At 65.2% G+C, this 26,501-nt stretch carries 27 protein-coding genes; 15 read left to right on the top strand and 12 right to left on the bottom strand.

Annotated features, from left to right (window positions below):
- The first annotated feature begins 47 nt into the window (after positions 1 to 47).
- Entirely contained in the window at positions 48 to 1,148 is a 1,101-nt protein-coding gene (locus A9973_RS07915; RefSeq protein WP_183013237.1) for a serine hydrolase, read from the top strand.
- A 67-nt stretch (positions 1,149 to 1,215) separates the two neighbouring features.
- Positions 1,216 to 2,118, top strand: a complete 903-nt coding sequence (locus A9973_RS07910; RefSeq protein ID WP_255469086.1) for a MipA/OmpV family protein — start codon at positions 1,216 to 1,218, stop codon at positions 2,116 to 2,118.
- A gap of 93 nt (positions 2,119 to 2,211) precedes the next feature.
- On the opposite strand, the gene A9973_RS07905 is transcribed toward A9973_RS07910, so the two are convergent.
- The 4 genes from A9973_RS07905 to ugpB all read right to left on the bottom strand — a co-directional run bounded on the left by A9973_RS07905 (position 2,212) and on the right by ugpB (position 6,618).
- The gene (locus tag A9973_RS07905) at positions 2,212 to 3,300 is read right to left on the bottom strand and encodes a sn-glycerol-3-phosphate import ATP-binding protein UgpC (RefSeq protein ID WP_183013236.1); all 1,089 of its coding nucleotides are present in this window, start codon (positions 3,298 to 3,300) and stop codon (positions 2,212 to 2,214) included.
- Positions 3,301 to 3,349: 49 nt separating this feature from the next.
- Positions 3,350 to 4,201, bottom strand: coding sequence for a sn-glycerol-3-phosphate ABC transporter permease UgpE (ugpE, locus tag A9973_RS07900; RefSeq protein WP_006222173.1), 852 nt, complete (start codon positions 4,199 to 4,201; stop codon positions 3,350 to 3,352).
- Between the two features lie 21 nt (positions 4,202 to 4,222).
- Positions 4,223 to 5,104, bottom strand: coding sequence for a sn-glycerol-3-phosphate ABC transporter permease UgpA (gene ugpA / locus A9973_RS07895; RefSeq protein WP_183013235.1), 882 nt, complete (start codon positions 5,102 to 5,104; stop codon positions 4,223 to 4,225).
- A 200-nt stretch (positions 5,105 to 5,304) separates the two neighbouring features.
- Complete coding sequence (gene ugpB / locus A9973_RS07890) at positions 5,305 to 6,618, bottom strand: sn-glycerol-3-phosphate ABC transporter substrate-binding protein UgpB (RefSeq protein WP_006222172.1); 1,314 nt, start codon at positions 6,616 to 6,618, stop codon at positions 5,305 to 5,307.
- A gap of 194 nt (positions 6,619 to 6,812) precedes the next feature.
- Here ugpB and proC point away from each other — a divergent pair, with 194 nt between their 5' ends.
- The 7 genes from proC to A9973_RS07855 all read left to right on the top strand — a co-directional run bounded on the left by proC (position 6,813) and on the right by A9973_RS07855 (position 13,586).
- Positions 6,813 to 7,646, top strand: a complete 834-nt coding sequence (proC, locus tag A9973_RS07885) for a pyrroline-5-carboxylate reductase (RefSeq protein WP_183013234.1) — start codon at positions 6,813 to 6,815, stop codon at positions 7,644 to 7,646.
- On the top strand, positions 7,643 to 8,197 hold the full coding sequence (locus A9973_RS07880; RefSeq protein WP_183013233.1) for a queuosine precursor transporter: 555 nt from the start codon (positions 7,643 to 7,645) through the stop codon (positions 8,195 to 8,197). Before proC ends, A9973_RS07880 begins: the two co-directional genes overlap by 4 nt.
- Positions 8,198 to 8,653: 456 nt before the next feature.
- Complete coding sequence (locus tag A9973_RS07875) at positions 8,654 to 9,769, top strand: high-affinity branched-chain amino acid ABC transporter substrate-binding protein (RefSeq protein ID WP_183013232.1); 1,116 nt, start codon at positions 8,654 to 8,656, stop codon at positions 9,767 to 9,769.
- Positions 9,770 to 9,959: 190 nt separating this feature from the next.
- Positions 9,960 to 10,886, top strand: coding sequence for a high-affinity branched-chain amino acid ABC transporter permease LivH (gene livH / locus A9973_RS07870; protein WP_183013231.1), 927 nt, complete (start codon positions 9,960 to 9,962; stop codon positions 10,884 to 10,886).
- Complete coding sequence (locus A9973_RS07865; RefSeq protein WP_183013230.1) at positions 10,886 to 12,121, top strand: high-affinity branched-chain amino acid ABC transporter permease LivM; 1,236 nt, start codon at positions 10,886 to 10,888, stop codon at positions 12,119 to 12,121. Before livH ends, A9973_RS07865 begins: the two co-directional genes overlap by 1 nt.
- Complete coding sequence (gene livG, locus A9973_RS07860) at positions 12,118 to 12,885, top strand: high-affinity branched-chain amino acid ABC transporter ATP-binding protein LivG (RefSeq protein WP_006222166.1); 768 nt, start codon at positions 12,118 to 12,120, stop codon at positions 12,883 to 12,885. The genes A9973_RS07865 and livG overlap by 4 nt, the downstream gene beginning before the upstream one ends.
- Entirely contained in the window at positions 12,885 to 13,586 is a 702-nt protein-coding gene (locus A9973_RS07855; protein ID WP_183013229.1) for an ABC transporter ATP-binding protein, read from the top strand. The genes livG and A9973_RS07855 overlap by 1 nt, the downstream gene beginning before the upstream one ends.
- A gap of 130 nt (positions 13,587 to 13,716) precedes the next feature.
- On the opposite strand, the gene A9973_RS07850 is transcribed toward A9973_RS07855, so the two are convergent.
- The 3 genes from A9973_RS07850 to A9973_RS07840 are packed head-to-tail and all read right to left on the bottom strand — an operon-like array spanning position 13,717 to position 16,941.
- Positions 13,717 to 14,460, bottom strand: a complete 744-nt coding sequence (locus tag A9973_RS07850; protein ID WP_183013228.1) for an amino acid racemase — start codon at positions 14,458 to 14,460, stop codon at positions 13,717 to 13,719.
- Position 14,461: 1 nt separating this feature from the next.
- Positions 14,462 to 15,943 carry an amidohydrolase family protein gene (locus tag A9973_RS07845; protein WP_183013227.1) on the bottom strand — a complete coding sequence of 494 codons (1,482 nt, stop codon included), beginning with the start codon at positions 15,941 to 15,943 and terminating at the stop codon, positions 14,462 to 14,464.
- Between the two features lie 8 nt (positions 15,944 to 15,951).
- Entirely contained in the window at positions 15,952 to 16,941 is a 990-nt protein-coding gene (locus A9973_RS07840) for a tripartite tricarboxylate transporter substrate binding protein (protein WP_183013226.1), read from the bottom strand.
- 120 nt (positions 16,942 to 17,061) lie between these two features.
- Between A9973_RS07840 and A9973_RS07835 the strand changes: the two genes are divergently transcribed.
- Positions 17,062 to 18,030, top strand: coding sequence for a LysR family transcriptional regulator (locus tag A9973_RS07835; RefSeq protein WP_183013225.1), 969 nt, complete (start codon positions 17,062 to 17,064; stop codon positions 18,028 to 18,030).
- A gap of 39 nt (positions 18,031 to 18,069) precedes the next feature.
- Here the strand turns inward: A9973_RS07835 and A9973_RS07830 are convergent, their stop codons facing one another.
- Positions 18,070 to 18,681 carry a glutathione S-transferase family protein gene (locus A9973_RS07830; protein WP_183013224.1) on the bottom strand — a complete coding sequence of 204 codons (612 nt, stop codon included), beginning with the start codon at positions 18,679 to 18,681 and terminating at the stop codon, positions 18,070 to 18,072.
- A 135-nt stretch (positions 18,682 to 18,816) separates the two neighbouring features.
- On the opposite strand from A9973_RS07830, the gene A9973_RS07825 reads away from it, so the two are divergent.
- The gene (locus tag A9973_RS07825) at positions 18,817 to 19,989 is read left to right on the top strand and encodes a PQQ-dependent sugar dehydrogenase (RefSeq protein ID WP_183013223.1); all 1,173 of its coding nucleotides are present in this window, start codon (positions 18,817 to 18,819) and stop codon (positions 19,987 to 19,989) included.
- Positions 19,990 to 19,992: 3 nt separating this feature from the next.
- Entirely contained in the window at positions 19,993 to 20,631 is a 639-nt protein-coding gene (locus A9973_RS07820; RefSeq protein ID WP_183013222.1) for a glutathione S-transferase family protein, read from the top strand.
- A gap of 8 nt (positions 20,632 to 20,639) precedes the next feature.
- On the opposite strand, the gene A9973_RS07815 is transcribed toward A9973_RS07820, so the two are convergent.
- Positions 20,640 to 21,548 (bottom strand): DMT family transporter, encoded by a 909-nt coding sequence (locus A9973_RS07815; RefSeq protein ID WP_183013221.1) that lies wholly within the window; start codon positions 21,546 to 21,548, stop codon positions 20,640 to 20,642.
- A gap of 70 nt (positions 21,549 to 21,618) precedes the next feature.
- Complete coding sequence (locus A9973_RS07810) at positions 21,619 to 21,996, bottom strand: DUF423 domain-containing protein (RefSeq protein WP_183013220.1); 378 nt, start codon at positions 21,994 to 21,996, stop codon at positions 21,619 to 21,621.
- A 154-nt stretch (positions 21,997 to 22,150) separates the two neighbouring features.
- Between A9973_RS07810 and A9973_RS07805 the strand changes: the two genes are divergently transcribed.
- Complete coding sequence (locus A9973_RS07805) at positions 22,151 to 22,636, top strand: antitoxin Xre/MbcA/ParS toxin-binding domain-containing protein (protein WP_183013219.1); 486 nt, start codon at positions 22,151 to 22,153, stop codon at positions 22,634 to 22,636.
- Positions 22,633 to 23,145, top strand: a complete 513-nt coding sequence (locus tag A9973_RS07800; RefSeq protein ID WP_183013218.1) for an RES family NAD+ phosphorylase — start codon at positions 22,633 to 22,635, stop codon at positions 23,143 to 23,145. The genes A9973_RS07805 and A9973_RS07800 overlap by 4 nt, the downstream gene beginning before the upstream one ends.
- A gap of 48 nt (positions 23,146 to 23,193) precedes the next feature.
- Here the strand turns inward: A9973_RS07800 and A9973_RS07795 are convergent, their stop codons facing one another.
- Together A9973_RS07795 and A9973_RS07790 are read right to left on the bottom strand one after the other, a co-directional pair.
- Positions 23,194 to 24,255 (bottom strand): alcohol dehydrogenase, encoded by a 1,062-nt coding sequence (locus A9973_RS07795; RefSeq protein ID WP_183013217.1) that lies wholly within the window; start codon positions 24,253 to 24,255, stop codon positions 23,194 to 23,196.
- A 61-nt stretch (positions 24,256 to 24,316) separates the two neighbouring features.
- On the bottom strand, positions 24,317 to 25,525 hold the full coding sequence (locus tag A9973_RS07790) for an ABC transporter substrate-binding protein (protein WP_183013216.1): 1,209 nt from the start codon (positions 25,523 to 25,525) through the stop codon (positions 24,317 to 24,319).
- Positions 25,526 to 25,753: 228 nt separating this feature from the next.
- On the opposite strand from A9973_RS07790, the gene A9973_RS07785 reads away from it, so the two are divergent.
- The gene (locus tag A9973_RS07785) at positions 25,754 to 26,494 is read left to right on the top strand and encodes an IclR family transcriptional regulator (RefSeq protein ID WP_183013215.1); all 741 of its coding nucleotides are present in this window, start codon (positions 25,754 to 25,756) and stop codon (positions 26,492 to 26,494) included.
- Positions 26,495 to 26,501 lie beyond the last annotated feature (7 nt).

The raw sequence follows: 26,501 nt of genomic DNA, 5'->3' as shown, positions 1-26,501 counted from the left end.
ATGGATAGCATGACGGCATTGTCCTTGAAGAAGGTTTGCCGCAAGCCATGTTCTCCCTTAGCCGCCTGGTTGCCATCGGGTCGTTGCTGGTCGCCGCAGGCGGCTGCCAGCATCTGCCGCCTGCCGCGCCGCCGGCCATCGCCAAGGGCGACTACGACGCGGTCCTGGACTACCTGGAGCAACGCATCCCTTACGACATGGGCAAGCACAAGGTGCCTGGCCTGTCGATCGCCATCGTGGACGACCAGCGCGTCGTCTGGAGCACGGGCTTTGGCTACGCGGACCCCGTCCGGCATCGGAACGCGACCAGCGACACGCTGTACCGGGTAGGGGCGATCAGCAAGATCGTCACGGCGGCGGGCGTATACCGCGCGGCGGACGACGGCAGCCTGACGCTCGATGCCCCCGCAGGCCAGACCTTGCCTGACTGGCAGGTCCAGCCTCGGCACAACGCCATGCAGTGGCTGGGAGCGGACCCCTACACCGCCCGCAACCTGCTGACGTTGCATCCGGCCACGCTGGAAGACACGATGGGCCGCGCCCGTGCCGACATGGCCTACGCCCTGCTGGGCGACATGGTGGCGCACGCCGCCCGCGAGCCGCTGGACGCCTATGTGCGCCGCACGATCCTGCAACCCTTGAACATGCCGCGCGCGGGCTATCAGGCGCATGCCCGCATGCTGGAATTGCGCGCCGCCGGCTACCGCCGTGGCGTGCCGTGGGCCGAAGCGCCGCAGCCCAACGAGGCCGCCGACGGCCTGTGGATGAGCACCTCGGAAATGGCGCGCTTTTCCAGCATGTTGTTCGCGGGCGGAGTATTCGGCGGCACACGGGTGCTGACCGACGACTCGGCCCAGGCCCTTCTGAACCTGGAAACGGTTTCGGGCGCCAGCCTGGACCTGAGCTGCCGGCTGGCGTTGTCATGGCTGGCTGCGCCCTGCGGCGACGACCTTGTCGGGGGCGCCTCGATGCACGAGCACAGCGGCGCCACCGAAGCTTTCCACTCCCGCTATCTGCTGGCGCCGCAAGACAAGCTGGCGGTGCTGGTGATGAGCAATTCCGACACGGGCGAGCCACTGGTGGCCTCCGTCTCGACGCTGGCCATGCGCTTGATGCGGCAGGCCAAGCAAGGCCCCGACGCCGACTAGTTTCCGTCCGGCAGGCGCATCCCGCACCTGCCATCTGTTCGTCAACCTCGTTTCCTGGATGCTGTTTATGAAGCGATTCTTCCCTTTGTCTTTCGTTGCGCGCCGCGTTGTCGTCGCCAGTCTGCTGGCCGCCGCGCCGGGACTGCCGGCGGTCGCCGCCGATATCTCGGTCGCGGACGGCGGTTCGGTCTACGGGCAGCGGGGGGCAAGCTCCCGGGGCTTGACGGTGGTGACCGGCGAGGATCGCCCGGAAGGCCAATGGACGTTCTACGGCACGGCAGGCGTGGGCTATGCGCCGCGGTACAGCGGCAGCGACGAGAGCTCGGCCCTGCCCATCGTGGGCTTGGGCGTGCGCAGTCCCAACGGCTTTTTCCTGGGCACCGATCACGGATTAGGCTGGGAGACTCGGGCGCTGGACAGCACGTTCCGCTTCTACGTGGCGCCCAGCGCGTCGCGCAAGGACCACAAGAAGGGCTTTCAGGGGTCGGACAAGCTGCGTGGCATGGGCGACATCAAGAGCCGGGCGCAGATCGGCATGGACGCCGAGACGATGCTGGGACCCGTGGTGTTGTCGGCGACCGTGGCGCATGCATTCAAGAAGGGCGACGACCGCGATGTGGGCAGCGCTTACACGATGTTCAATCTGGGCGCGAGCACGACGGTGTATGAAGGGTCGGCGGGCTCGGTGTCGCTGGCCTTGAGCGGCACGCTGGGCGACGGCAACTACATGCGCACATGGTATGGCGTCAGCGACCGCCAATCTGCGAAATCCGGCTATCGCCGCTACAACCCGAAGGGCGGCCTGGAAAGCGTTGGTCTGGGCGCCACCTGGACGTTGCCGGTCAGCGAATCCTGGTCCTGGTCTGTCGCGGCAGAGGCGCGGCGGCTTTTCGGCGATGCGGCCGACAGCCCCATCGTCAAAGAGCGCAACCAATACACCATCGGGACGATGGTGACGTACACGTACTAGCGCGGAAAAAAAACCGCCCCGGGTAACAGGGCGGTTTCTGGAAGGGGCGCAGCGCCACAGGCAACGCGCCCCCTCCCGGGGCCGCGCGGCGGTTTACAGGTCTTGGACGCGGCGGCCGGAGTCGGCTTCGAACCAGTGCAACGGGTGGCGGCCGTCCGGGCCCACGTTGACGCGGTCGCCCACCTTGGCGGACGACTCGGACAATTGGCGGGTGGTGCAGCGCACGACCAGCATGGTCTTGCCGCAGCGGCAGTGGACCAGTTGCTCGGAGCCCAGCGTTTCGACCATCTCGACTTCCGCCGGCACGCCTTGCGTGTTCAGCAGCATGTGTTCGGGGCGCATGCCCATGATGATCTTGCGGCCGCGCACCTGCGTGGGCACTTGCAGCGGCGAAATCTCAAGCGCCGTGCCGTCGGTCGTCTGCACGGTGCCGTCGCCGGAGACCTGCACTTCCATCAGGTTCATCGGGGGAGATCCGATGAAGCCGGCGACAAACGTCGAGGCGGGCTTCTCGAACACTTCCATCGGCGTGCCGATCTGCTCGGGCACGCCCTGGTACATGACGATCATGCGGTGGGCCAGCGTCATGGCTTCGACCTGATCGTGCGTCACGTACAGGCTGGTCGTGCCCAGGCGCCGGTGAAGCTTCATGATTTCCAGGCGCATCGCCACGCGCAGCTTGGCGTCCAGGTTCGACAAGGGTTCGTCGAACAGGAACACCTTGGGTTCGCGCACGATGGCGCGGCCCATGGCGACGCGCTGGCGCTGGCCGCCGGAAAGCGCGCGGGGGCGGCGATCCAGCAGATGGCCCAGTTCCAGGATCTGCGCGGCGATGTCCACGCGCTTCTTGATCTCTTCCTTGGAGAACTTGCGGATCTTCAAGCCGTAGGCCATGTTTTCAAACACGGTCATGTGCGGGTAGAGCGCGTAGTTCTGAAAGACCATCGCGATGTCGCGTTCGGCAGGTTCCAGGGAGTTGACGACCTTGTCGTCAATCACGATGTCGCCGCTGGTGACGGATTCCAGGCCGGCAACCATGCGCATCAGCGTGGATTTGCCGCAGCCCGAGGGGCCGACGATGACGATGAATTCACCGTCTTTGACATCCATGTCGATGCCATGGATGACCGGCACGTTGCCGGCATAGGTTTTCTTGACGTTGCGGAAGCTGAGAGTAGCCATGTTTATTCGTGTTCGGAGTCGTGTTCGGGTGGGTGCGGATGGGCAAGCGTCACTTTTCAGTGTCGACCAGACCCTTGACGAACCATTTCTGCATCAGGATGACGACGAGCGCGGGCGGAATCATGGCAAGCATGGCGGTGGCCATGGTGATGTTCCATTCGGTGACGCTGTCGCCGCCGCTGATCATCCGCTTGATGCCGATGACGACGGGGTACATGTCTTCCTGGGTGGTGACGAGCAGCGGCCACAGGTATTGGTTCCAGCCATAGATGAACTGGATCACGAACAGGGCGGCAATGCTGGTCTTGGACAGCGGCAGCAGCACGTCGAAGAAGAACCGCACCGGGCCGGCGCCGTCGATGCGTGCGGCTTCGATCAGCTCGTCGGGCACCGTCAGGAAGAACTGGCGGAACAGGAACGTGGCCGTCGCCGAGGCGATCAGCGGCAGCGTCAGGCCGGCATAGCTGTTGAGCAGGCCCAGGTCCGCCACCACCTTGTAGGTGGGCGCGATCCGGACTTCGACGGGCAGCATGAGCGTGACGAAGATCATCCAGAAGAAGAACATGCGGCCGGGAAAGCGGAAGTACACGACCGCGAACGCCGACAACAGCGAGATCGCGATCTTGCCGATGGAAATCGACAGCGCCATGATCAAGCTGACGTACATCATGCGGCCGACGGGCGCGCCCGACGAACCGCCGGACGAGCCGCCGAACAGGGCCTGCATGTAGTTATCGACAAAGTGCGGACCGGGGATCAGCGACATCGGCGCTTGCGCCACTTCCTGCGCGGTCTGGGTAGACGCAACGAAAGTGATGTAGAGCGGAAATGCCACCATCGCCACGCCGCAGAGCAGAATGACGTGGGCCAGAATATCCAGCCAGGGACGGCGTTCAACCATTGTTATTAGCCTCGAACAAAATCAGTACTGCACTTTGCGGTCGACGTAGCGGAACTGTACGACCGTCAAGGCAACCACAATGAACATCAGGATCACGGACTGGGCGGCGGACGAACCGAGGTCCAGGCCGCGGAAGCCGTCGCTGTACACCTTGTAGACCAGGATCGAGGTCGACGTGCCGGGACCGCCTTGCGTGGTGGTGTCCACGACCGCAAAGGTGTCGAAGAAGGCATAGATGATGTTGACCACCAGCAGGAAGAACGTGGTGGGCGACAGCAGCGGGAACACGATGCTCCAGAACCGGCGGGCCGGGCTGGCGCCGTCGATCGCGGCGGCTTCGATGAGCGAGCGCGGAATCGATTGCAGGCCGGCCAGGAAGAACAGGAAGTTGTACGAGATCTGCTTCCAGACGGCGGCGACCAGCACCAGCATCATGGCCTGATTGCCGTCCAGCCGGGGGTTCCAGTCCACGCCGGATTTGCGCAACGCGACCGCCAGGATGCCGACGGAAGGGGAGAACATGAACAGCCACAGCACGCCGACGACGGCAGGCGCCACGGCGTAGGGCCAGATCAGGAGCGTCTTGTAGAGTCCTGCGCCGCGGATCACACGGTCGGCCATGACGGCCAGCAGCAAGGACACGCCAAGACCCACCACCGCCACCAGCACCGAGAACACGGCGGTGACGCGGAACGAATCAAGGTAGGCCTGTTGCGAGAACAGTTCCATGAAGTTGTCGAATCCGACGAACTCGGACGACAGGCCGAAAGCATCTTCCAGCCGCATGGACTGCCACATGGCTTGTCCGGCAGGCAGGAAGAAGAAGACCACGGTAATGATCAGCTGCGGCAGAAGCAGCAGGTAGGGCAAGGTCTTATGCCCGAATACAACGCGTTTTTCCATAGGGGGAACCCAAGGTACAGAAAAGCGGCGGTTGGATTAACCGCCGCTTGAAACCGCTTTCATAAAAATACGATAGGCTTAAAGCCCTAAAAAAACCAGGGCTTTAAGCCTTGCGCTTGCAACCGGTCTGGCCGCTAAGTACTTGTCACTGCATGGGAAATGCTAGTCGACATGCACCGGGCGGCGTCCCGGAAAGGGCGCTACTTTACACTCTTCTCGAACTTCTCCAGCAACTCGTTGCCGCGCTTGACGATGTTCTCGGCGCCGTCCTTGGCTGCGACCTTGCCGGACACGATGCGTTCGATTTCAGCGTCTTCGATTTCACGGATCTGCGGCAGGAAGCCCAGGCGCAGGCCACGCGATTGCGCGGTGGTTTCCACGTTCAGCTGCTTCACGCCGACTTCGGTGCCCGGGTTCTTGTCATAGAAGCCGTCTTTCTTGGTCAGTTCGTAGGCTGCCTTGGTGACCGGCACATAACCGGTCTGCTGGTGCCAGCGGGCGGCGATTTCCGGGCTGGCCAGGAACTTGAAGAACGCGGTCACGCCCTTGTAGGTTTCCGGCTTCTTGTTGGCGAAGACCCACAGCGAAGCGCCGCCGATGATGGTGTTCTGCGGGGCGCCTTGCACGTCGGCGTAGTAGGGCACGGTCGAGGTGCCGAATTCGAACTTGGCGTTCTTGGCGATGTTGGCGCGCAGGCCGGAAGAACCGGTGATCATGGCGCACTTGCCGCTGATGAACAGCGAGTTCGGCTCGTCGCCGCGGCCGCCGTACATGAAGATGCCTTCCTTGCCCAGCTTGGCCAGGTTTTCCAGGTGGCGCACGTGCAGCGGGGTGTTGATCGCGATGCGGGCGTCCAGGCCGCCGAAACCGTTGTCCTTGGTGGCGTACGGCACGTTGTGCCAGGCCGAGAACGTTTCCAGCTGGACCCACGACGGCCACGAGGTCGTGTAGCCGCATTCCTGGCCGGCGGCCTTCAGCTTCTGGCCGGCGGCAGCCAGCTCTTCCCAGGTCTTGGGCGGATTGTCGGCATCAAGGCCGGCCTTCTTGAAGGCGTCCTTGTTGTAGTAGAAGACCACGGTCGAGCTGTTGAAGGGCATCGACACCAGCTTGCCGTCGGCCGACGAGTAGTAGCCCGCGACCGCGCCGATGAATTCCTTCGGATCGATCGGGTTGCCGACTTCTTCGGACATCTGCTGCACCGGCTTGATGGCGCCCTTGGCGTACATCATGGTGGCGGTGCCGACTTCGAACACCTGGAGGATGTCCGGGGCATTGCCGGCGCGGAACGCGGCGATGCCGGCGTTCATGGACTCACCGTAGTTGCCCTTGTAGATCGCCTTGACCTGGTAGTCAGGGTTCTTCTTGTTGAATTCGTCCACCAGACCGTTGACGCGGTCGCCCAGGGCGCCTTCCATCGAGTGCCAGAATTGGATCTCGGTGGCGGCATGCGCGGAGGCGCCTGCGAATGCCGTCATGATGGCGGCGAAGGTTAAAGCAATACGATGGGATCGCATGGTGAGGTTTCCTCCAGTTGGGCGTGTTGCGACCGGGTTGTCCGAGCGCAGAAAACACGACACCTTATGAATTGTTTGTGACAAAACCGTGACTTTCACATCACTCTAAACGCCTGTCAAATTGCGCGTTTTGGGCGCGAACGAACATTTTCTTTTTTTTCCCCAACGAAGCCGACCGTTTACAATGCTCGGCTATGAAAAACGAACTTTCGATTGCGTTCATTGGCGGCGGCAATATGGCGGCTGCGTTGGCTTCCGGGCTGGCTGGCAAAGTATGCCCCGCCGGGAACATCCATGTCATTGACATAAACCAGGACGGCCACGCCGCCTGGCAGGCCCGCGGCATGACTACCGCGAGCGCCCCTGGCGAGGCCCTGGCGCGGTGTCGCGTATGGGTGTTCGCAGTCAAGCCACAGAACATGAAAGACGTTGTGGCTTCTACGCGTCAGTGGTTGCAGGACGACACCTTGGTGGTAAGCGTTGCGGCGGGAATCCGGGCCGACACGCTGGCGGACTGGCTGGGCACGCCCGGTGCGCCGTTCAACCGCCTGGTGCGCTGCATGCCGAATACGCCGGCGCTCGTGGGCGCGGGCATCACCGGCCTGGCCGCGCTGGATGGCGTAGGTGAAGCCGACCGTGAACTGGCCGCCACGTTGCTGGCGAGCGTGGGGCAGGTGGTCTGGGTGGCCGACGACGCGGCGCTGGACGGCGTGACCGCGCTGTCGGGCAGCGGCCCGGCTTATGTGTTCCTGTTCCTGGAAGCGCTGGTGGCGGGCGGCTTGAAAGTCGGGCTGACCGAAGCGCAGGCCAAGCAATTGGCGCTGGGCACCTTGGCGGGCGCGACGAAGCTGGCGGCCGAGTCCTCTGAACCCTTGTCGGTGCTGCGCGAGCGCGTCACGTCCAAGGGCGGCACCACGGCCGCGGCCCTGGCCGCGTTCGGCGACGCCGGATTCGCGGGCATCGTGGAAGACGCCATGGCCGCCGCCGCGCGCCGTTCTCGCGAGCTGGCCGAGGAGTTCGGCAAATGAACGTGGCAAGCCGGCGCTTTCCTCCCATGAGCCGCCTGCAGTTCGGCATCGCCGTGCTGTGCATGCTGCTGGTGGTGGTGGGCTCCAACATCCTGGTCCAGGTGCCGCTGAACGACTGGCTGACCTGGGGCGGGCTGTCGTATCCGGTGGCTTTCCTGGTGACCGATGTGCTGAACCGCCGCTTTGGCCCGGGCGCCGCGCGCCGCGTGGTCTGGTTCGGTTTCGCCGCGGCGCTGGTGGTGTCGTTCTGGGTGGCGTCGCCACGCATCGCGCTGGCCTCGGGCTTGGCCTACATCTGCGCGCAACTGGTCGACATCCAGGTGTTCGACCGTCTGCGGGACCAGCGCTGGTGGCGCGCGCCGCTGGTGTCGGGCGTGCTGGGTGCGGTTCTGGACACCGCGGTGTTCTTCAGCGTGGCGTTCGCGGCCACCGGTGCGCCGTGGACGACGTGGATGATGGGCGACCTGGCGATCAAGCTGGTGGTCAATATCAGCATGCTGGCGCCTTTCCGGGCGCTGATGTGGAACCTGGCCAAGCCGGCCAACGCCTGACCGCGGCACGGGAAAGGCGCAAAAAGAGGGGCGCAGAAAAAGCGCGCATCACGGCGGATCGACCCGCCGGATGCGCGCTTTTTTATTAACCGGATAATCATTATCCGTAAGGCCTGCGTAAGTACTGTATTTAAATTCGAATTCGAACAGCGTATTAATGATTTTTCATATAACGCGCCAGGCACAAATCCTTGTTTGGTGCCAGTGGATAACTAAGGCGGATTTGCGATTTACCCAGTGAATTCATGGGCTTGTCACGCTGATCCGTCACGATTAAAGGTTGGCGGGAAAATATTGGGGATTACACGCAGTGACAGTATGGCGGCTTGCTTCCAGAATACCGCCCACACCGTGTTTTTGCCCAAGAAGCCGGCGACGCGCGATACGGATTGCGGGGAACCCACCCGATAAACCGTTTCGATCAGAGCCGCTCAAAACCTCGCTGGAGAACTCCGCATGAAGTTTCTGAATCGCCTTACCCCGGTAGCCATGGCGCTTGGGGCACTTGCCTTGGCTGGCGCCGCGCACGCCGCCGACACGATCAAGATCGGCATTCCCCAGCCCATGACCGGTCCCAACACGCAATATGGCGACCAGATCCAGGCCGGCGCCTTGACCGCCATCGAGACCATCAACGCCAAGGGCGGCGTAAAGGGCAAGAAGCTTGAACCGATCCTGATCGACGACGGCTGCGAACCCAAGCAGGCCGTGCCCGCCGCCAACCGGGTGGTCAATTCCGGCGCCAAGTTCGCCGTGGCCCATGCGTGCTCGGGCGTGACGGTCGCCGCCGTGAAGGTCTACGAGGAAGAGGGCATTGTCGGCATCACCCCGGGCGCCACGTCGCCGCTGGTGACCGACACCATCAAGCCGCATTATTTCTTCCGCACGATCGGTCGCGACGACCAGCAAGGCCCGTACGCCGCTGCCTACATCGCCAAGACGCTGAAGCCGCAGAAGGTCGCCGTGCTGCATGACAAGCAGACCTACGGTTCGGGCGTGGCCACCCAGGTCAAGGATTCCCTGGGCAAGGAAGGCGTGAACGTCGCCATGTTCGAAGGCATCAACGTCGGCGACAGCGACTACTCGGCCATCATCACCAAACTGAAGTCCGCGGGCGTGGACCTGGTCTATTTCGGCGGCTACCACCCCGAACTCGGCCTGCTGCTGCGCCAGGCGCGCGAGCAGGGCCTGAAGGTCCAGTTCATGGGCCCGGAAGGCACGGCCAACCAGGATCTGGTGGCCATTGCCGGCCCGGCCATCGACGGCTTGCTCGTCACGTTGCCGGCCGACTTCACCAAGCTGCCCGGCAACGAGAGCATCGTGAAGGCCTTCAAGGACGCCAAGCGCGATCCGGACGGCGCCTTCCAGATGCCGGCTTACGCCGCCGTGCAGATCCTGGCCGACAGCATCAACGCCGTGGGCGAAGATCCCGCCAAGGTCGCGGACTACATGCACAAGACCACGTTCAACACGGGCATCGGCAAGGTCGAATACGATGCCAAGGGCGATTTGAAGAACTTCGAATTCGCCGTTTACAAATGGGACAAGAACGGAAAGAAGACCCAGCTGTAAACTCGCGATCCCGCCGGCACGGTGCCGGCGTGTAGGGCCTGCCGTCCTCGTTGTGCCGTAATCCGCGTAGCGATGCGCCAAAAGCGCTGTGCGGCCGGCATGCGCTGACGGCAGGCCCTTATAAAATACGCCCAGGTTTCCGGCTCCGGGTCTCGCTACCGGGGCCGGAACCATTTGGAGCAAGAGAAATATGTCCGACCTCATACCCCAACTTACCCAGCAATTCTTCAATGGATTGTCCCTGGGCGCGATCTATGCGTTGATTGCCATCGGCTACACAATGGTCTACGGCATCATCGGTATGATCAACTTCGCCCACGGCGAAATCTATATGATCGGCGCCTATGTCGGCCTGGTCACCTTGACGTCCATCGGCACCAATAGCGGTTTGCCGGTACCGTTCATCATCGCCGCCATGCTGCTTGTCGCGATCACCGTGACCGGCATCTACGGCTTTTCCGTCGAACGCGTGGCCTACCGGCCCGTGCGCGGCAGCCCCCGTCTGGTGGCGCTGATCTCCGCGATCGGCATGTCGATCTTCCTGCAGAACTGGGTCGCGCTGGGCCAAGGCGCACGCGACATGGCCGTGCCTTCGCTGGTGTCGGGCGCCGTGCAGTTCCACATGGGAACCGATTTCGACGTGACGGTGCCTTACTCGCGCATCATGATCATCGTCGTGACGGTCCTGCTGATGATCGGCCTGACGCTGTTCATCAAGTATTCGCGCATGGGACGCGCCTCGCGCGCCTGCTCGCAGGACATGCACATGGCCAATCTGCTGGGCATCGACACCAACCGCGTGATTTCCTTCACGTTCGTGATGGGCGCGATCCTGGCGGCGGTGGGCGGCGTGCTGATCGCCATCACCATCGGCAAACTCAATCCCTTCATCGGCTTCCTGGCCGGCATCAAGGCCTTCACGGCAGCGGTGCTGGGCGGCATCGGCAGCATCCCCGGCGCCATGCTGGGCGGCGTGCTGCTGGGCCTGGCCGAAACCTTCGCGGCCGCGTATATCTCGTCACAGTACAAGGACATCGTGGCGTTCTCGCTGCTGGTCCTGATTCTGCTGTTCCGTCCCACCGGGCTGCTGGGCAAACCTGAGGTGGAAAAAGTCTGATGTCGAAAAACAATCTTAAAAACGCCACGATGGCGGCCGTGCTGACGGCGGTCATCGTCACGCCGGTGTTCGGTCTGCAACTGATCCGGCAGGGCGCGCGCACGTCGATGGAATCGCACTGGGGGCTGGTGGCGCTTGCCGCGGCCGTCGTGTTTGCCTTCCAGATGTTGCGCCCGTGGATCGCGTTGCCGTTCAAGAAGCTCAAGACGGCGCTGCCGACCCTGCCGTCGGCGCCCGCCAAAAGCCACAAGGGACTGGCGCTGCTGCTTCTGGCGATCGCGGTCGTCTGGCCGTTCTTCGCGGGGCGCAGCTCGGTCGACATCGCGACGCTGGTGCTGATCTACGTGATGCTGGGCCTGGGCCTGAACATCGTGGTGGGCTTCGCCGGGCTGCTGGACCTGGGCTTCGTTGGCTTCTACGCCGTGGGCGCCTACACCTACGCCTTGCTGTACCACTGGGGCGGCTGGAGCTTCTGGGAGGCGTTGCCGTTCTCGGGCGCGATGGCGGCCTTGTTTGGCTTCGTGCTGGGCTTCCCGGTGCTGCGGCTGCGGGGCGACTACCTGGCCATCGTGACGCTCGGGTTCGGTGAAATGATCCGCCTGCTGCTGATCAACCTGAACACGCTGACCGGCGGTCCGGACGGCATCTCGGGGATTCCGAAGCCCACGGTCTTCGGCCTGGAAATGACGCGCCGCGCCAGTACGGAAGGGGGCACGACATTCCATGATTTCTTCGGCCTGACGTTCCAGAACCAGCACATGGTGATCTATCTGTACATGATGGCGCTGCTGCTGGCGTTGATCACCCTGTTCGTCTCGACGCGCCTGATCCGCATGCCGGTCGGCCGTGCCTGGGAAGCGTTGCGCGAAGACGAGATCGCGTGCCGTTCGCTGGGGTTGAACCCCACGCGCATCAAGCTGTCCGCGTTCACGCTGGGCGCGACCTTCGCCGGTTTCGGCGGCGCGTTCTTCGCCGCGCGCCAAGGCATGGTGAACCCGGAATCCTTCACCTTCATCGAATCCGCGCTGATCCTGGCCATTGTGGTGCTCGGCGGGATGGGCTCACAGGTGGGCGTGATCCTGGCGGCCGTCCTGCTGACGGTGCTGCCTGAACTGGCGCGTGAATTCGCCGAGTACCGGATGTTGATGTTCGGTCTGGTGATGGTGTTGATGATGATGTGGCGTCCGCAGGGGTTGTTGCCCATGAAGCGTCCCCACGTGGAGCTGTCTAAATGAGCGAGGCATTGCTGAAAGTATCCGGACTCACCATGCGATTCGGCGGCCTGCTGGCCGTCGACAGCGTGGCGTTCGAAGTCAAATCCGACGAGGTCTTCGCGATCATCGGCCCCAACGGCGCCGGCAAGACCACCGTGTTCAATTGCGTCGGCGGTTTCTATGCGCCGACCGCGGGCGACATCATCATGGACGGCAAGCCGATCACCGGCCTGCCCAGCCACAAGGTGGCCCGTCACGGTCTGGTGCGCACGTTCCAGAACGTGCGCCTGTTCAAGCAGCTGACCGTGCTTGAAAACCTGCTGGTGGCGCAACACACCCAGGTGGAATCGCGGCTGCTGCCGGGCCTGTTGAAGCTCAAGGGCTATCGCCAGTCCGAAACCGATGCGCTGTCGCGCGCGGCGCAGTGGCTGGATTTCATGGGCCTGCGCGAATTCGCCAACCGCGAAGCGGGCAACCTGGCATACGGCCACCAGCGCCGGCTGGAAATCGCGCGTTGCATGATCACCAAGCCGCGCCTCTTGATGCTGGATGAGCCGGCCGCGGGCCTGAACCCCCAGGAAAAACGCGATCTGCAATCGCTCATCGACCAGTTGCGGCGCGAGTTCGGCGTCGCGGTGCTGCTGATCGAGCACGACATGAGCCTGATCATGGGCATTTCCGACCGTATCCTCGTCATGGAGCACGGTAAGCCCATCACGACCGGCACCCCCGAGCAGGTGCGCAACGACGAGCGCGTCATCAAAGCGTATCTGGGGGAGGAATGATGCTTAAGCTGGAAAACATACACACCTATTACGGCGCCATCCAGGCGCTGAACGGCGTGTCGGTAGACGTCAATAAAGGCGAAATCGTGACCTTGATCGGGGCCAACGGCGCCGGCAAGACGACGCTGCTGATGACGGTCTGCGGCAACCCCCGGGCGCGCGAAGGCAAGATCTCGTTCGAAGGCGAGGACATCACCCACAAGGACACGCACCATATCATGCGCAATGGCATCGCCATTTCGCCGGAAGGGCGCCGTGTCTTCAAGGACCTGACGGTTGCCGAAAACCTGATGATGGGCGGCTTCTTTTTGAAGCGGGCGGAGATCGAGGCGGGCATCGAGCACGTCTATGGTTTGTTCCCGCGCTTGAAAGAGCGTTCTGCGCAACGCGCCGGCCTGATGTCGGGCGGTGAACAGCAGATGCTGGCCATCGGCCGCGCGTTGATGACGCGTCCGCGCCTGCTGCTGCTGGACGAGCCCACGCTGGGCCTGGCCCCGCTGGTGATCGCGCAGATCTTCGACATCATCCGCGAGATCCGCGAACAGGGCGTGACGGTGTTCCTGGTGGAGCAGAACGCGAACAAGGCGCTGGGCGTGGCCGATCGCGGCTACGTGCTGGAGAACGGCCGTGTCGTGCTGCAGGACACGGGCGCCAATTTGCTGGTCAACGATCAAGTCCGCAAGGCTTACCTGGGCGGCTGACGATCGGTTCGACATTCCCCGCGAAGGGAAATTGGGCGCATCGGAAGATGCGCCTTTTTTTTGCGGGTGGTGATGGGTTGCGTGCGCTCGTTGTCGGGGTTCTTGTTCTCGGCGTCTCGCGCTCCACCCATCACGCCGCGATCAGCTGCCTCGCCAGATCGGCTTCGTAATGCGCGATGGCGGCGCGCGCGAGCGCGTCGATCGAATCCGTGAGCGTCACGCCCAGGCTCGGGCGCAGCGCATGCGGCACGGCCAGCGGCAGTTCGGTGCAGCCCAGCACCACGGCGTCGGCGCCACGCGCCTTCAGGCGGGCGATGCACTCGGCGGCCGGCGCGAAGGCGGCTTCCAGCCGGTTGCCTTTGACGGCGCGGATGGACTCCATGCAGTAGCGTTCGACGTCGTCGTCATCCGGCACGATGCACTCGTAGCCCTGGGCTTCAAGCTGCTTCTGGTAAAGCCCCAGCTTCAGCGTCGCCGCCGTGCCCATCAGGCCGATGCGGCCGCGGGGCTGGCCCAGCCGGCGCAGGTCGTCGATGACCGCCTGGATGATGTGCAGCACGGGCAGGCCGGTGGACGCGGCGATCTCGTCGTACCAGAGGTGGGCCGTGTTGCAGGGGATGGCGATCAACTGCGCGCCCGAGGCTTCCAGGAAGCGCACGCCATCGACCATGTGGGGCAGCGGGCTTTCACCACCCGCCATGTAGGCGCTGGAGCGGTCGGGGATGCGGGGATCGTTGCGCAGCAGCGTGGGGATGTGCTGCTGGTCAATCGCGGCAGGCGTCAGCGCCGCCAGGCGGAGGGCGAAGGCCGCGCCGGCCATCGGGCCCATCCCGCCCAATACACCCAGGTAGCAGCCCTGGGAAAACGTCTTCACTTTATAAACTCCGAGGTAGTGCGTCGCCGGGCGTCAGGACCTGGCCCGGGCGGTCAGTGCCGGTTCGTTCCCCGTCCCAGACGCGCTTGCCGTTCACCCACACCGCGTGGATGCCCTGGCTTGCCTGAATGGGAGCTGAAAAAGTGGCCACATCTGTCACGGTGGCGGGATCGAACAGCACCAGGTCAGCATGATACCCCTCGCGCAGCAGGCCACGCTCGGCGACGCCGTACTGGCTGGCGGCCAGCCCGGTCATCTTGTGGATGGCGGCCTCCAGTGACAGCAGGCGCTGTTCGCGCACCATGGTGCGCAGCACATTGGTGAACGTGCCCCATTGGCGGGGATGCGGATGCGGGTCGAAGGGCAGGCCGTCCGACCCGACCATCGTCAGCGGATGCGTGAAGATCCGGTTGACGTCGGCGGGGTCCATCAGGAAGTAGATCGCACCGGCCGGGGCCAGCCGCGAAACCGCGGCTTCGTCGTCCAGCCCAAGTTCCTGCATGACGTCGGTGAAATCGCGGCCGGTGGCCTCGGGGTAGCCCTTGGACCACGTGATCATGGTACGGCTGGCCAGGCGCGCACGGTCCAGGCGCAGCATGGTGGAGGTGGCCGGGTAGGGGTGGCAGTCCAGGCAGACGCGTTGGCTGGCGGCCGCGCGGCTGATCAGGTCCAGGGTCTCGCGGGTGCGGCCGTGATTACGTTCGCCTGCCAGCTTGTGGTGCGAGAACACCACGCGGCAATCCAGTTCGCGGCCGATCAGCAGCGCTTCTTCCATGGCCGGCACGATGTGGTCGGCTTCGTCGCGCAGGTGGGTGGCGTACAGGCCAAGGCGGCCCGATGCGCGCAAGTCCTTGAGCGGCCGGCACACGTCGATGATCTCGTCGGTGGGTGCGGCGCTGGCCGGCGGGTAGAACGTGCCGGTGGAGACGCCGAAGGCGCCGGCGTCCAGCGCCTCTTGCATCAGGCCGCGCATCGCGGCGCGTTCGCCGTTGTCGGCGGCGCGCGACGTGTCGTCCATGACGGCCACGCGCAGGGTGGTGTGGCCCACCAGCGGGATGACGTTCACGGCGGCCGGCGTGGCGCGCAAGGCGTCCATCCAGGCGCGGAACGTGCCGAAGCGGAACAGCTCGGGCGGGCCAAGCAGGTCCAGCGGTTGCGGGATGGCGTCGCGCTCAAGCGGCGCCAGGCTGATGCCGCAATTGCCCGTGACGACCGTGGTGATGCCTTGCGACACCTTGGGCAGCATGTCCGGATGCGCCAGCAGGTAGCCGTCGTCGTGCGTGTGCGAATCGATGAAGCCGGGGGCCAGGACCTGGCCGCGCCCGTCGATCACCGGCACGCCCTCGGGATGGGGAAAATCGCCCATCGCGACGATGCGTCCGTCCCGCACCGCCAGGTCGCCCTGGCGGGCCGGCCCGCCCGAGCCGTCGATAAGCGTGGCGCCCGCCACGATGAAGTCTGCCTGCATGGTGCGATCCGTCATGGAGTGGGCTAGTCCAGCTTCTCGATGCCGGCGGTGTCGATGATCTTCTGCCATTTGGCGGTTTCACGATCGATCAGCTGCTTGAAGTCTTCGGGCGAACCGGTGGCCGGCACGGCGCCAAGCGTGGCCAGGCCGGTGCGGACGTCAGGCGCCTGCAGGGCCTTCTGGATGGCGGCGTTCAGCGTGGCCACCACATCGGCGGGCGTGCCCTTGGGCGCCACGACACCGCCCCAGGCGACCGTTTCATAGCCCTTCAGGCCAGATTCGTCCAGCGTCGGCACCTCCGGCATCAAGGACAGGCGCTTCAGGCTGCTGACGCCGATGGCGCGGACCTTGCCGCTCTTGACCAGCGGCGTGGCTTCCGAAGTGTTGACGAACAGGTAGTCCAGGCGGCCGCCCAGCAGGTCCTGGATGGCGGCGGGGCCGCCGTTGTACGGGATGAACATCACGTCCAGCTTGGCCATGCTCTTGAAGAGTTCACCACCCATGTGGCCGGTGGTGCCCACGCCGGAGGCGCCGTAGGACAGGCGGCCGGGCTGCTTGCGGGCCAGGTCGATCAGGTCCTGCACGCTCTTGACCGGGGAATCCGCCGGCACGATCAGCGCGTTGTACAGGTCGAACATGTGAGCGACGGGCGTCAGGTCCTGGTCCACGTCGTAGGGCAGGCGCTTGAACAGCGAACGGTTCACGGCTAGCGTGTTGATGTTGCCGTAGCCCACGGTGTAGCCGTCGGCGGCGGCGCGCTTGACCAGCGCGATGCCGATGTTGCCGGCGGCGCCCGGACGGTTTTCGACGACCATCGTGGCGCCGGTGTCGCGGGCCAGCTGGGTGGTGATCAGGCGCGACAGCACGTCGGGCGATCCGCCCGCGGCCGACGGCACGATGAACGTGATGGGCTTGTCGGGATAGGGGCCGGCAGCCGCGGGGCTGATCAGGGCGGCACTCAGGCCGGCGCTGAGAGCCAGCGCGGACAGGCTGCGGAAAACGTTGCGGTGCATGGTGGAATTCCCCTTGTTTTGTTGTGTTGAGGGGCGCAGATTACACCTGCATTGCGGCGCTGCATCATCGAAAAATGTGGCAATCCTATAATCCGCCGTTATCGATCAAGGGGAAGAAAATTGGATGTGGATGCCTATGCCGACGAGGTCGGCCCCAGTGCCGGACGGCCGTTGAACCTGCGCCAGATAGAGGTGTTCCGGGCCATCATGATGTCCGGGTCGATCAGCGGGGCGGGGCGCATGCTGCACGTGTCCCAGCCCGCCGTGAGCCGGGTGCTGGCGTTGACGGAAAGCCGGCTGGGCTATCGCCTGTTCGAACGCGTGAAGAGCCGGCTGTCGCCGACTGCCGAGGCGCGCCGCCTGTACGCGGAGGTGGAACAGGTCTACGGCGGCATCCAGCGCGTGAACGACCTGGCCGCCAGCTTGGGGCAGTCGGGCGCGGGCATGTTGAAGATCGTGGCCAGCGCCAGCTTCGGCCAACGCCTGATCCCGATGGCGTTGGAGCGATTTCGCGGACGCAACGCGGACGCGCGGGTGGACTACCGCAGCGTCACGTTCGACGAGCTGGCGGCGTATTTCCTGTCCGGGCAGGCGGACATCGGCATCTCGATGCAGCCGCCCGACCATCCCAACCTGACGTCGGTCCGGCTGGCCCAGGTGCCGGTCGTCTGCGTGATGCCGTCGTCCCACCCGTGGGCCAGCCAGGATGTGGTGCGCGCGGAGGATTTCGTGTCGGCGGCGTGGATCGGCTACCCGCGCGATACGCCGCTGGGCCGGGCGTTGCAGCCGTTCTTCGGCGACGGGCCGCGGTGCGCCGCGGCGGTCGAAGTGCATTCGCCCGTGACGGCCTGTTCGTTCGTGCAGCAGGGGCTTGGGCCGGCGCTTGTCGACGCGTGGTGCGTGGCGCCTGACCAGGCGGCGCAGCTGGCGCTGCGGCCCATCGAGCCCGCGGCTTGCGTCGAGATCTGGGCCACGCATTCCAATCTGAGCGCGCCGCCGCTGCTGGCGCGGCGCTTCCTGGCGGCAGTGAAGAAAACCCTGGAAGGGGTGCCGCAGCCCGGGTTGGCCGGGCTGCCGGACGCGGTTTGAATCGGGCGGCGGGGAATCCGGCAGCCGCCCGGATGCGCGTTACAGCCCTTCGGCCTTCAGCGCGGCCTGGACGCCCTTGTCGGCTTCCATGCGCTTGAAGAACGCCGCCAGATTGTCCTGGCCGGACAGGTCGACTTCCTTGGCATGGGCCCAGCGCAGCACGACGTACAGGTAGGCGTCGGCGATGGACGGCGCGTCGCCGGTCAGATACGGCTTGCTGGCCAATTGCGCGTCCAATTGCGAGAACAGTTTGGTCAGCAACTTGGAGGCCGAGCCCGCCAGTTCTTTCTGCGCGCCTTCGTCGCCAAGGAAGCGGGACGGGCCGAAGATCATCGAGAACGTCTTGTGGATGTCGGAATTGATGAAGCCCAACCAGCGGCGCACGTCCGCGCGCGCACGCGCGGTGCCGTCACCCAGCAGATTGCTTTGGGGGGCTTGTTCGGCGATGTATTCCAGGATCGAGGCGTTCTGCGTCACGGCCCAATCGCCGTCGACCAGCGCGGGCACCGCACCCAGCGGATTCACTTTCAGAAAGTCGGGCCCCTTGAGCTCTTCACGGCTGAGCTTGTGCGTCTCGTAAGGCTTGCCGACCCACTCCAGGACGATGTGGGAAGCGAGCGAGCATGCGCCGGGCATGTAGTACAGTTTCATGTGATGGGTCTCCTGAGAGGCAGGACGGGAGGCACCCGTCCCTGGGCGCTATGGTACGCCACCCGCGGTCAAGGCTGCGCCATCTTGCCATGCCATCCGTGCCCGCATTCAACGCAGTTGCCGCCGGAGATGTCCATGCAGTCACGCACCGCCGCAAGCACGCGCGCGATCCCCTTGTTCGTTTCGTCGTTGCTGGTTGCCGCGGGCGCCTTGCACGCTGCGGCGCCTGCGCGCGCCGCCCAGGAACCGCCATCGGTGGCCGCCCGCGTCACGCCCGTCGTGGGTGGCCTGGACCATCCTTGGGCCATGGCCTTTCTGCCCGACGGCGGCGTCCTGATCACCGAACGGCCCGGTAACTTGCGCTTGCTGCGCACGCCGGGCGGCCTGTCCAAGCCGCTCTCGGGCGTCCCCAAGGTGGCGGCGTCGGGGCAGGGCGGCCTGCTGGACGTGGCGCTGTCGCCGGACTTCGCGACCGACCGCTACGTGTACTTGTCCTATGCCGAGTCCGATGGGGATAAAAGCGGCACGGTGGTCGGCCGCGGGCGCCTGGCCGATGACGCGACCGGGCTGCAGGATTTCAAGGTGCTGTTCCGTCAGACGCCCAAGTTGTCTTCCGGCCTGCATTTCGGGTCGCGCCTGGTATTCGACGGCAAGGGATATCTGTTCATCTCGCTGGGCGAGAACAACCAGCGCCCGACTGCGCAGGACCTGGACAAGCTGCAGGGCAAAGTGGTGCGCCTGAAGGCGGACGGCTCGGTGCCGACGGACAATCCCTTCGCGGGCAAGGCCGGCGCCCGGCCCGAGATCTGGTCGTACGGGCACCGCAACCCGCAAGGCATGGCGCTGAATCCGTGGTCCGGCGAGCTTTGGGAGAACGAGCACGGGCCGCGCGGGGGCGACGAAATCAATCTGATCCAGCCGGGCAAGAACTACGGCTGGCCGCTGGCGACCTACGGCATCAACTATTCGGGCCAGCCGATTCCCGAGGCCAAGGGCGAAACCGTGCCGGGCACCGAGCCGCCGTTGTTCTGGTGGGCGAAATCGCCCGCGATCAGCGGCATGGCCTTCTATGACGCCGACCGCTTTCCGGCGTGGCGGAAATCCGTGTTCATCGGCGCGCTGGCCAATCAGAACCTGATCCGACTGACGCTGGATGGCAATCGGGTGGTCGGGCAGGAATGGTTGCTGGTGGACCGCAAGAGCCGGATACGCGACGTGCGGCAGGGACCGGACGGCTACGTGTATGTGCTGACCGACGCGTCTCCGGGCCAATTGCTGCGGATCGCGCCGGCCGAATCGGGAGGGTGAGCGATGAAGACCTATGAACTGATTGGATCCGCGGGCTGCGGCTCGGCCATCGTCGAGATGGCGCTGGTGCTGGCCAATGTGCCGCATGTGCTGACGGACGTGCCATACCTGAAATCCGGCCCCGAGCGCGACAGGCTGCTGCATCTGAACCCGATGGGCCAGGTGCCGACGCTGATCACGCCGGACGGCGAGGTGATGACTGAAAGCGCGGCGATGATCCTGCACCTGCACGATGTGGCGCCGCAGGCGGGCCTGGCGCCCGGGCCGGACAAGCCGGAACGCGCGCGCTTTTTGAACCTGCTGCTGCGGCTGGTCGCGGCTATCTATCCGACCTTCACGTATGGCGACGATCCCCCCCAATGGACCACCGAAGGCGCGGCGGCGGACCTGCTGCGCGAACGCGTGCATACGCGGCGGGCGGAGCTGTGGCAAGAGCTTGAACGTCAGGCGGGCGCGCCCCATATGCTGGGCCGCCGCTTTTCGGCGCTGGACTTGTATGTGACCGTCATGACGCATTGGCGGCCTGGGCAAGCGTGGTTCGGCGCGGTCTGCCCGGGGTTGACCGCCGTGGCGCGCGAGGCCGCGCAGGAGCCGAACGTGGCGCGGGTGCTGCGGCGGAATTTCCCGCCGCCCACGGAATAGTCGCGGCGTTATGCCTTGACGCGCCGTTTACCCTTGGCCCGTGCCTCGCGCACGGCGATGTAGACACCGCTGCCCGCGATGAACAACGCGCCCAGATAGGCATAGGCGTCCGGCGCTTCGCGCCAGAAGATCCAGCCCAGGATCGTGGCCCAGATCAAGCCGGTGTAGTCGAAGGGCGCCACGACGGACGCCGGACCGATGCGGAAGCCCTGCGTGATCAGTGCCAGCCCCAGCGTGCTGAACAGCGCCACGCCGCCGAAGTAAGGCAGGTCTTCCATCGCTGGCGTCTGCCATACCCAAGGCAGGCCGACCGCGCTGCAGACCAGTTGGCCCAGTACGATGTAGAACGTCGTCGTCAGCATGCCCTCTCCGCGGTTGATGCCGCGCGCCGTGATCATCATGACGGCGTACAGCAGGGCCGTCGTCAACGGCAACAGGGTGGCGGGCTGGAAGGCGGCCGACCCCGGGCGCACCACGATCAGCACGCCGGCGAAACCGGCCAGCACGGCCAGCCAGCGCTTGCCGTCCACGCGTTCTTTCAGGATCAGCACCGACAGCGCCGTCACGAACAAGGGCGCCGCGAACGCGATGGCGGTGGCCTCAGCCAGTGGCAGCGCGCGCAGGCCCAGGTAGAAGCAACAGGCGGACACCACGTTGATCGCGCCGCGAGTCAGGTGCAGGCCCGGGTGCGTGGTGCGCAGCACGCGGCGGCCGCCGAGCCACAACGCCAGCGCCGTCACGAAGGGCAGCGCGATCAGCGCGCGCAGGAACAGGATCTGCAGCGGGTTGTAGTGGGCGCCCAGCCACTTGGCGTTGGCGTCGCTGAGTGTCAGGAAGAAGATGCCGCCCACCACGCAGGCAATGCCTGCGGCGGCGGAGTGGTCCCGGGCGGCGGGTAATACGGTCGAGGAAGACATCTGAAACCTGCAAGGGCGGCGGTTCCTGCCGCCATGGGGAAAGGAGGGGCGTGCGGGGGGAAGGGGGCGGTCAGCCCTGCGCGCGGTAGGCGGCCAGCGCCACCATCGCCCAGGCGGCCAGGAAGGCTGCGCCGCCCAGGGGGGTGACGACGCCGAGCCAATGCGTGCCGGTCAGTGACAACAGGTACAGGCTGCCTGAAAACAGCACGATGCCCGCGAACATGACCAGGCCGGCCGCGGACAGCAGCGGCGAACCGAAACGGGCGCCCAGCAGCGCGATGATGAACAGGCCCAGGGCGTGGACCAGGTGGTACATCACGCCGGTCTGCCAGACGGACAACAATTCCGGGGTCAGCATGCGCTTGAGCCCATGCGCGCCGAAGGCGCCCGCGCCCACTGCCACCATGAGATTCAATGCCGCGAGTATCGTGAGCTGCCGGTCCGTCATTGCCTGTCCTTGTCTGTGATCGTGTGTAACGCCGCCTATGATATGCCCAAATCCGGTGCATGCCGGGGCGAAGGCGCGCCAGGCGGAAACCGCCTTGAAAGTGGGGTTCCAAATGGGATATCATAAATTCTGTTTGGAATTTTCTGAGGCGTTCATGACTATCGCCATTGCTGGAAAATCCGCCGACAAGCGCGGCGCTTCCGCCAAGCGTCCGCCGCGCCATGCGGCAGGGCGGGCCAAGCAACTGTTCCTGGAACTGGTGGACAGCCCGCTAAGCGACATCGCGCGCGATGTGCGCCGGGGCCTGCCCGCGCAGATGGTGGACGACGCCGCCGACTTCCTGCAGGTGCCCAAATCGGAAATCATGGCCATTACCGAGGTCAAGGCGGCGTCGTTGTCGCGGTGGACCCGTGAAGGGCAGATGCTGCCGCTGGGCGAATCGGATCGCCTGGCGCGGGTGGCGCGGGTGGCGCGGGTGGCGCGGCAGGTGCTGGGCAGCGACGAAGAAGCCGTGCTGTGGCTGAACACGCCCGTGCCCGCCTTGGGCAACGTCAAACCCTTGTCGCTGCTGACCTCGGACGCCAGCAGCCGCATCGTGGAAGACACCCTGGCGCGCGCGGCGGCCGGCGTCTACGCATGACGGAGTTCGTGTCGCTGTGGCGCATCGGGACGACGGCCGGTAAGTATCGGGCCGACGACCTGAGCGGCGCCGGGGCTGCCGCGGTAGGCGGCCGCTACAACAGCCCGGGCACGGCGGTGGTGTATACGTCGTCCAGCGTGGCGCTTGCCGTGCTGGAGACCGTGGTGCATTTCGCGGCCCGCGCGTCCGAGCAGGCCAACCGGTATCTGATCGAGCTGGCGGTGCCGCGCGCCGTCCACGAAGCCCGCCAGGCGTTGACGCTGGGCCAGCTGCAGGAAGACTATCCGTTCTGGGAAGCGGTGCCGTTCGCCGAGGCCTCGCAGGCCGTGGGCGACAACTGGGTGGCCTCGGGCGTGTCGGCGTTGCTGGAACTGCCCAGCGCCATCGTGCCGTATCGGGGCGTGCCCGACTGCAATCTGCTGATCAATCCCGCGCATCCGGACGCCGAGCATATCGTCGTGGTCCGGCGCGAACGGTTCATCTACGATCCGCGCTTGCGGCCGAGCTGATGGCCGCGCCCGGCGCCGGGCGCGGCGTCCTGCAGGGGTTCCGCAGCGTCAATCGACCGTCAGGACGGCGCGGCCGACGACCTTGCCGGCGCGCAGCGCGGACAGCACGCTGTCGGCTTCGGCCAGGGCGTGGCGGTGCACCGGCATCGGCGGCACCTTGCCCGCCCGCACCAGTTCCATCAGCTCTTTCAGTTCCGTCAAATTGCCCACGTAGCTGCCGATGATGGACATGGCCTTCATGGGGATCAGCGCGATGGGCCACGACGAGGCGCCGCCGAACAGGCCGACGATGATCAGTTTGCCGCCCTTGGTCAGGAAGTCGAACGCCAGCGACGTGGTGGCGGGCGCGCCCACCAGGTCGATCGCCGCCTGCACGGGCTTGCCGCCCGCGGCCTTGATGATCTGCTGCGCGGCATCGGGCGCGGCGCCGTCGATCGCGGCCAATGCGCCGGCCTCGAGCGCGGCCTGGCGCTTGGCGGGGTCGATGTCGACCACGATGGCGCCCGCGCCGCCCAGTGCCTTGATCAAGGTCAGGCTCATCAGCCCCAGGCCGCCGGCGCCGAAGATCACGACCGGATGTTCACGGTAGATGTCGGCGCCGATCTTCTTGAGCGCTGAATAGGTGGTCAGGCCCGAGCAAGCGTAGGGGGCGATCTGCGCCGGGTCCAGGTCGCCGATGTCGATGAGGTACTTCGGATGTGGCACCACGATATGGTCGGCATAGCCGCCGGCGCGGTGCACGCCCAGGCAGGCCGGCGCGCTGCAATGGTTTTCCATGCCCGATACGCACGAGGGGCACGTGCCGCAGCCGATCCACGGGTAGACAAGGTAATTGCGGTCATCCGAAAGCCCCGAGGCTTCCGGGCCGGCCGCGACGACGGCGCCCACGGTTTCATGGCCCATCGTCAGCGGCAACGAGACGCCGCGGTCTTTCAATGACAGCGTGCGGCCCTGGCCCAGGTCGTAGCCGCCTTCCCACAAGTGGATATCGCTATGGCAGACCCCCGCCGCACGGACCTTCAGCAGCACCTGCGTCCCTTGCGGGGTGGGCGTAGGCTGATTCATTTCCTGCAAGGGTTCGCGGAAGTTGACGACGCAATAGCACTTCATGGGATGTCTCCTTTAGTGATTCTTATGGCCGGGGCACTACGTTGGGGCGCTGGTTGGAGCGCTACTTCTTGACCAGCGGGCATTCGCTGTCGGCAAGCGACACGAACACTTTTTCGCCAGGCACGGTAGACAGGATACGGTAGAAGTCGCCGGGGTATTTGGACTCGGCGGGCTTCTTCACTTCCACCAGGTACAGGTCCATGATGACGCGGCCGTCCTCGGGGCGGATCCGGGCATTCTTGATCAGTTTGGTCGTGATGGGCAACTCGCGCATTTTCTGGTTGACCGCGGCGCCTTCGAACGTGCCCGCCGCCTGGGCCGCCTGCAGGTAGTGCGTGGTGGCGACATAGCTGAGCGCCTGCACGATGGAAGGCGGACGCGTGACGCCCATCTTCTTCTGCCAGCGTTGGGTCCAGGCGCGGGTGTCCTCGTCGGCGTCCCAATAGAAACCGGTGGGGAAGGTCAGCCCCTGGGCCACCGGCAAGCCCATCGCCTGCACGTCGTTGATGAAGGTCAGGAAGGTCAGCAAGCGCTGCTTGCCGCCCGTCAGGCCGAATTCCTGCGCCTGCTTGATCAGGTTGACGAGGTCGCCGCCGGCGCTGGCCAGGCCCACGACGTCGGCCTTGGACGATTGCGCCTGCACCAGGAATGACGCGAAGTCCATGGCGCCCAGCGGATGGCGCGTGCTGCCCACGACCTTGCCGCCCGCGTTCTGCACGAAGCGGCTGGCATTGCTTTCCAGCGATTTTCCGAAAACGTAGTCGGTGGTAATGAAGTACCAGGACTTGCCGCCGCTTTCCACCACGCTCTTGACGACCGCATTGGCCAGCGCGTAGGTGTCGGGCGCCCACTGCGTGCTGAGATTGCTGCATTGCTTGCCGCTGAAGTCGCCGGCGAAGCCGCCGCTGATCAGCGCCGTGCCGCCTTTCTCCTTGGCGACGCCCTGGGCGGCCAAGCCGGCCGAACTGGCGCCGCCATCCACCACGGCGACGAGCCCCTGCGTATCGAACCAGCGGCGGACCAGCGCCGAGGCCACATCGGCCTTGTTCTGGTTGTCGGCCCCGATCACTTCCACGGTCTTGCCGGCCGCCTTGCCGCCGAAATCTTCGACCGCCATCCGCACGGCCATCTCCGAGCCCTGGCCACCCAGGTCCGAGTAGATGCCAGAACGGTCATTGGACACGCCCAGGCGCACGACATCCGATTGGGCGTGAGCCGCGGACGCGGCCATTAGGGCGGCGAGCGCCGCCAGCAGGGGTTTGATACGCATCTGTCTGTCTCCCAGCCCGGATCCGGGCCGAATATTGGAATTGTGTTGATGACGCGATACCGCACAGTCCGACGCGCCAGTTCTCCAGCCGGCTGAAGTTGAATTCTTATTGGTGAATAGAAATTCCTGTGCAAGAATTTAGGTTCACCCATATGAAAAGTCAACACAGTGGATTACCTAGCAGATTTACGTTTCTTCTGAAGGCAAATCCGAACCGGGGTCGACACAATGGAAGTGAAACTGGTCGTGCGGACGCTGGAGCTGATCGAACTGTTCGCGCAGACTCGGCGGCCGATGCCGTTGACCGAATTGGCGCAGGGCCTGGGCGCCCCGATGTCCAGTTGTCTGGCGCTCGTGCGCACGCTGGTCGCGCGCGGCTATCTGTACGAAGTGCGCCGGCGCGGGGGGTATTACCCGACCGCCAAGCTGCATGCGTTGAGCGCCCAGATCCAGACGGGCGATCCGTGGCTGGAGCAGGTGCGGCCGCATCTGGCCGCCCTGCGCGACGCGTCCAACGAGACGGTGATGCTGGGCAAGATCCAGGACGGCGCCGTGGTGTTCCTGGACGTGGTGGAGTCGACCCATCCGGTGCACTATGCGGCGCGTCCCGGCGCGCGCCGGCCCCTGCACACCAGCGCGGTCGCCCGCGCGATCCTGGCGCGGCTCGCGCCGGCGGACTGCGAAAGCATGCTGGCCGTCGCGGACTACACGCGCTACACCGAACGTACGCTGCTCACGCGCGATGCCCTGCGCGCCGACGTGGAGCGGGTCGCGGCGCAGGGATGGGCGGCCAACGTGGGGGAAAGCGTGGCAGAGCTGACCGGGCTGGCGGTCGCGCTGGATCTGGGCGGCGAGTGGTACGCGTTATGCATGGCGGGCCCTACGTCCCGCGTCTGGGAACAGCGCGACCGGAATCTGCGCCATCTGCAGGCGGCGGCAGAGGCGATCCGCCGCGCACGGGCGGGTTAGGCCCGAT

Origin of the sequence: Achromobacter sp. UMC46, assembly GCF_014170335.1 — a bacterium.
Classification (GTDB): Bacteria; Pseudomonadota; Gammaproteobacteria; order Burkholderiales; family Burkholderiaceae_B; genus Achromobacter.
Note: the sequence above shows the minus strand (reverse complement) of the source record. Positions and strands in the feature narration are given on the sequence as shown.

Excerpts from the sequence above, each read along its gene's own strand:
- A9973_RS07825 (WP_183013223.1), top strand. The coding sequence starts at position 18,817 with ATGCAGTCACGCACCGCCGCAAGCACGCGCGCGATCCCCTTGTTCGTT.
- A9973_RS07820 (WP_183013222.1), top strand. The coding sequence starts at position 19,993 with ATGAAGACCTATGAACTGATTGGATCCGCGGGCTGCGGCTCGGCCATC.
- A9973_RS07845 (WP_183013227.1), bottom strand. The coding sequence starts at position 15,943 with ATGACGGATCGCACCATGCAGGCAGACTTCATCGTGGCGGGCGCCACG.
- A9973_RS07800 (WP_183013218.1), top strand. The coding sequence starts at position 22,633 with ATGACGGAGTTCGTGTCGCTGTGGCGCATCGGGACGACGGCCGGTAAG.
- A9973_RS07810 (WP_183013220.1), bottom strand. The coding sequence starts at position 21,996 with ATGACGGACCGGCAGCTCACGATACTCGCGGCATTGAATCTCATGGTG.
- A9973_RS07830 (WP_183013224.1), bottom strand. The coding sequence starts at position 18,681 with ATGAAACTGTACTACATGCCCGGCGCATGCTCGCTCGCTTCCCACATC.
- ugpB (WP_006222172.1), bottom strand. The coding sequence starts at position 6,618 with ATGCGATCCCATCGTATTGCTTTAACCTTCGCCGCCATCATGACGGCA.
- A9973_RS07785 (WP_183013215.1), top strand. The coding sequence starts at position 25,754 with ATGGAAGTGAAACTGGTCGTGCGGACGCTGGAGCTGATCGAACTGTTC.
- livG (WP_006222166.1), top strand. The coding sequence starts at position 12,118 with ATGAGCGAGGCATTGCTGAAAGTATCCGGACTCACCATGCGATTCGGC.
- A9973_RS07795 (WP_183013217.1), bottom strand. The coding sequence starts at position 24,255 with ATGAAGTGCTATTGCGTCGTCAACTTCCGCGAACCCTTGCAGGAAATG.
- ugpE (WP_006222173.1), bottom strand. The coding sequence starts at position 4,201 with ATGGTTGAACGCCGTCCCTGGCTGGATATTCTGGCCCACGTCATTCTG.
- A9973_RS07910 (WP_255469086.1), top strand. The coding sequence starts at position 1,216 with ATGAAGCGATTCTTCCCTTTGTCTTTCGTTGCGCGCCGCGTTGTCGTC.
- proC (WP_183013234.1), top strand. The coding sequence starts at position 6,813 with ATGAAAAACGAACTTTCGATTGCGTTCATTGGCGGCGGCAATATGGCG.
- A9973_RS07880 (WP_183013233.1), top strand. The coding sequence starts at position 7,643 with ATGAACGTGGCAAGCCGGCGCTTTCCTCCCATGAGCCGCCTGCAGTTC.
- livH (WP_183013231.1), top strand. The coding sequence starts at position 9,960 with ATGTCCGACCTCATACCCCAACTTACCCAGCAATTCTTCAATGGATTG.
- A9973_RS07840 (WP_183013226.1), bottom strand. The coding sequence starts at position 16,941 with ATGCACCGCAACGTTTTCCGCAGCCTGTCCGCGCTGGCTCTCAGCGCC.
- A9973_RS07905 (WP_183013236.1), bottom strand. The coding sequence starts at position 3,300 with ATGGCTACTCTCAGCTTCCGCAACGTCAAGAAAACCTATGCCGGCAAC.
- A9973_RS07915 (WP_183013237.1), top strand. The coding sequence starts at position 48 with ATGTTCTCCCTTAGCCGCCTGGTTGCCATCGGGTCGTTGCTGGTCGCC.
- ugpA (WP_183013235.1), bottom strand. The coding sequence starts at position 5,104 with ATGGAAAAACGCGTTGTATTCGGGCATAAGACCTTGCCCTACCTGCTG.
- A9973_RS07815 (WP_183013221.1), bottom strand. The coding sequence starts at position 21,548 with ATGTCTTCCTCGACCGTATTACCCGCCGCCCGGGACCACTCCGCCGCC.
- A9973_RS07805 (WP_183013219.1), top strand. The coding sequence starts at position 22,151 with ATGACTATCGCCATTGCTGGAAAATCCGCCGACAAGCGCGGCGCTTCC.
- A9973_RS07790 (WP_183013216.1), bottom strand. The coding sequence starts at position 25,525 with ATGCGTATCAAACCCCTGCTGGCGGCGCTCGCCGCCCTAATGGCCGCG.
- A9973_RS07875 (WP_183013232.1), top strand. The coding sequence starts at position 8,654 with ATGAAGTTTCTGAATCGCCTTACCCCGGTAGCCATGGCGCTTGGGGCA.
- A9973_RS07855 (WP_183013229.1), top strand. The coding sequence starts at position 12,885 with ATGCTTAAGCTGGAAAACATACACACCTATTACGGCGCCATCCAGGCG.
- A9973_RS07865 (WP_183013230.1), top strand. The coding sequence starts at position 10,886 with ATGTCGAAAAACAATCTTAAAAACGCCACGATGGCGGCCGTGCTGACG.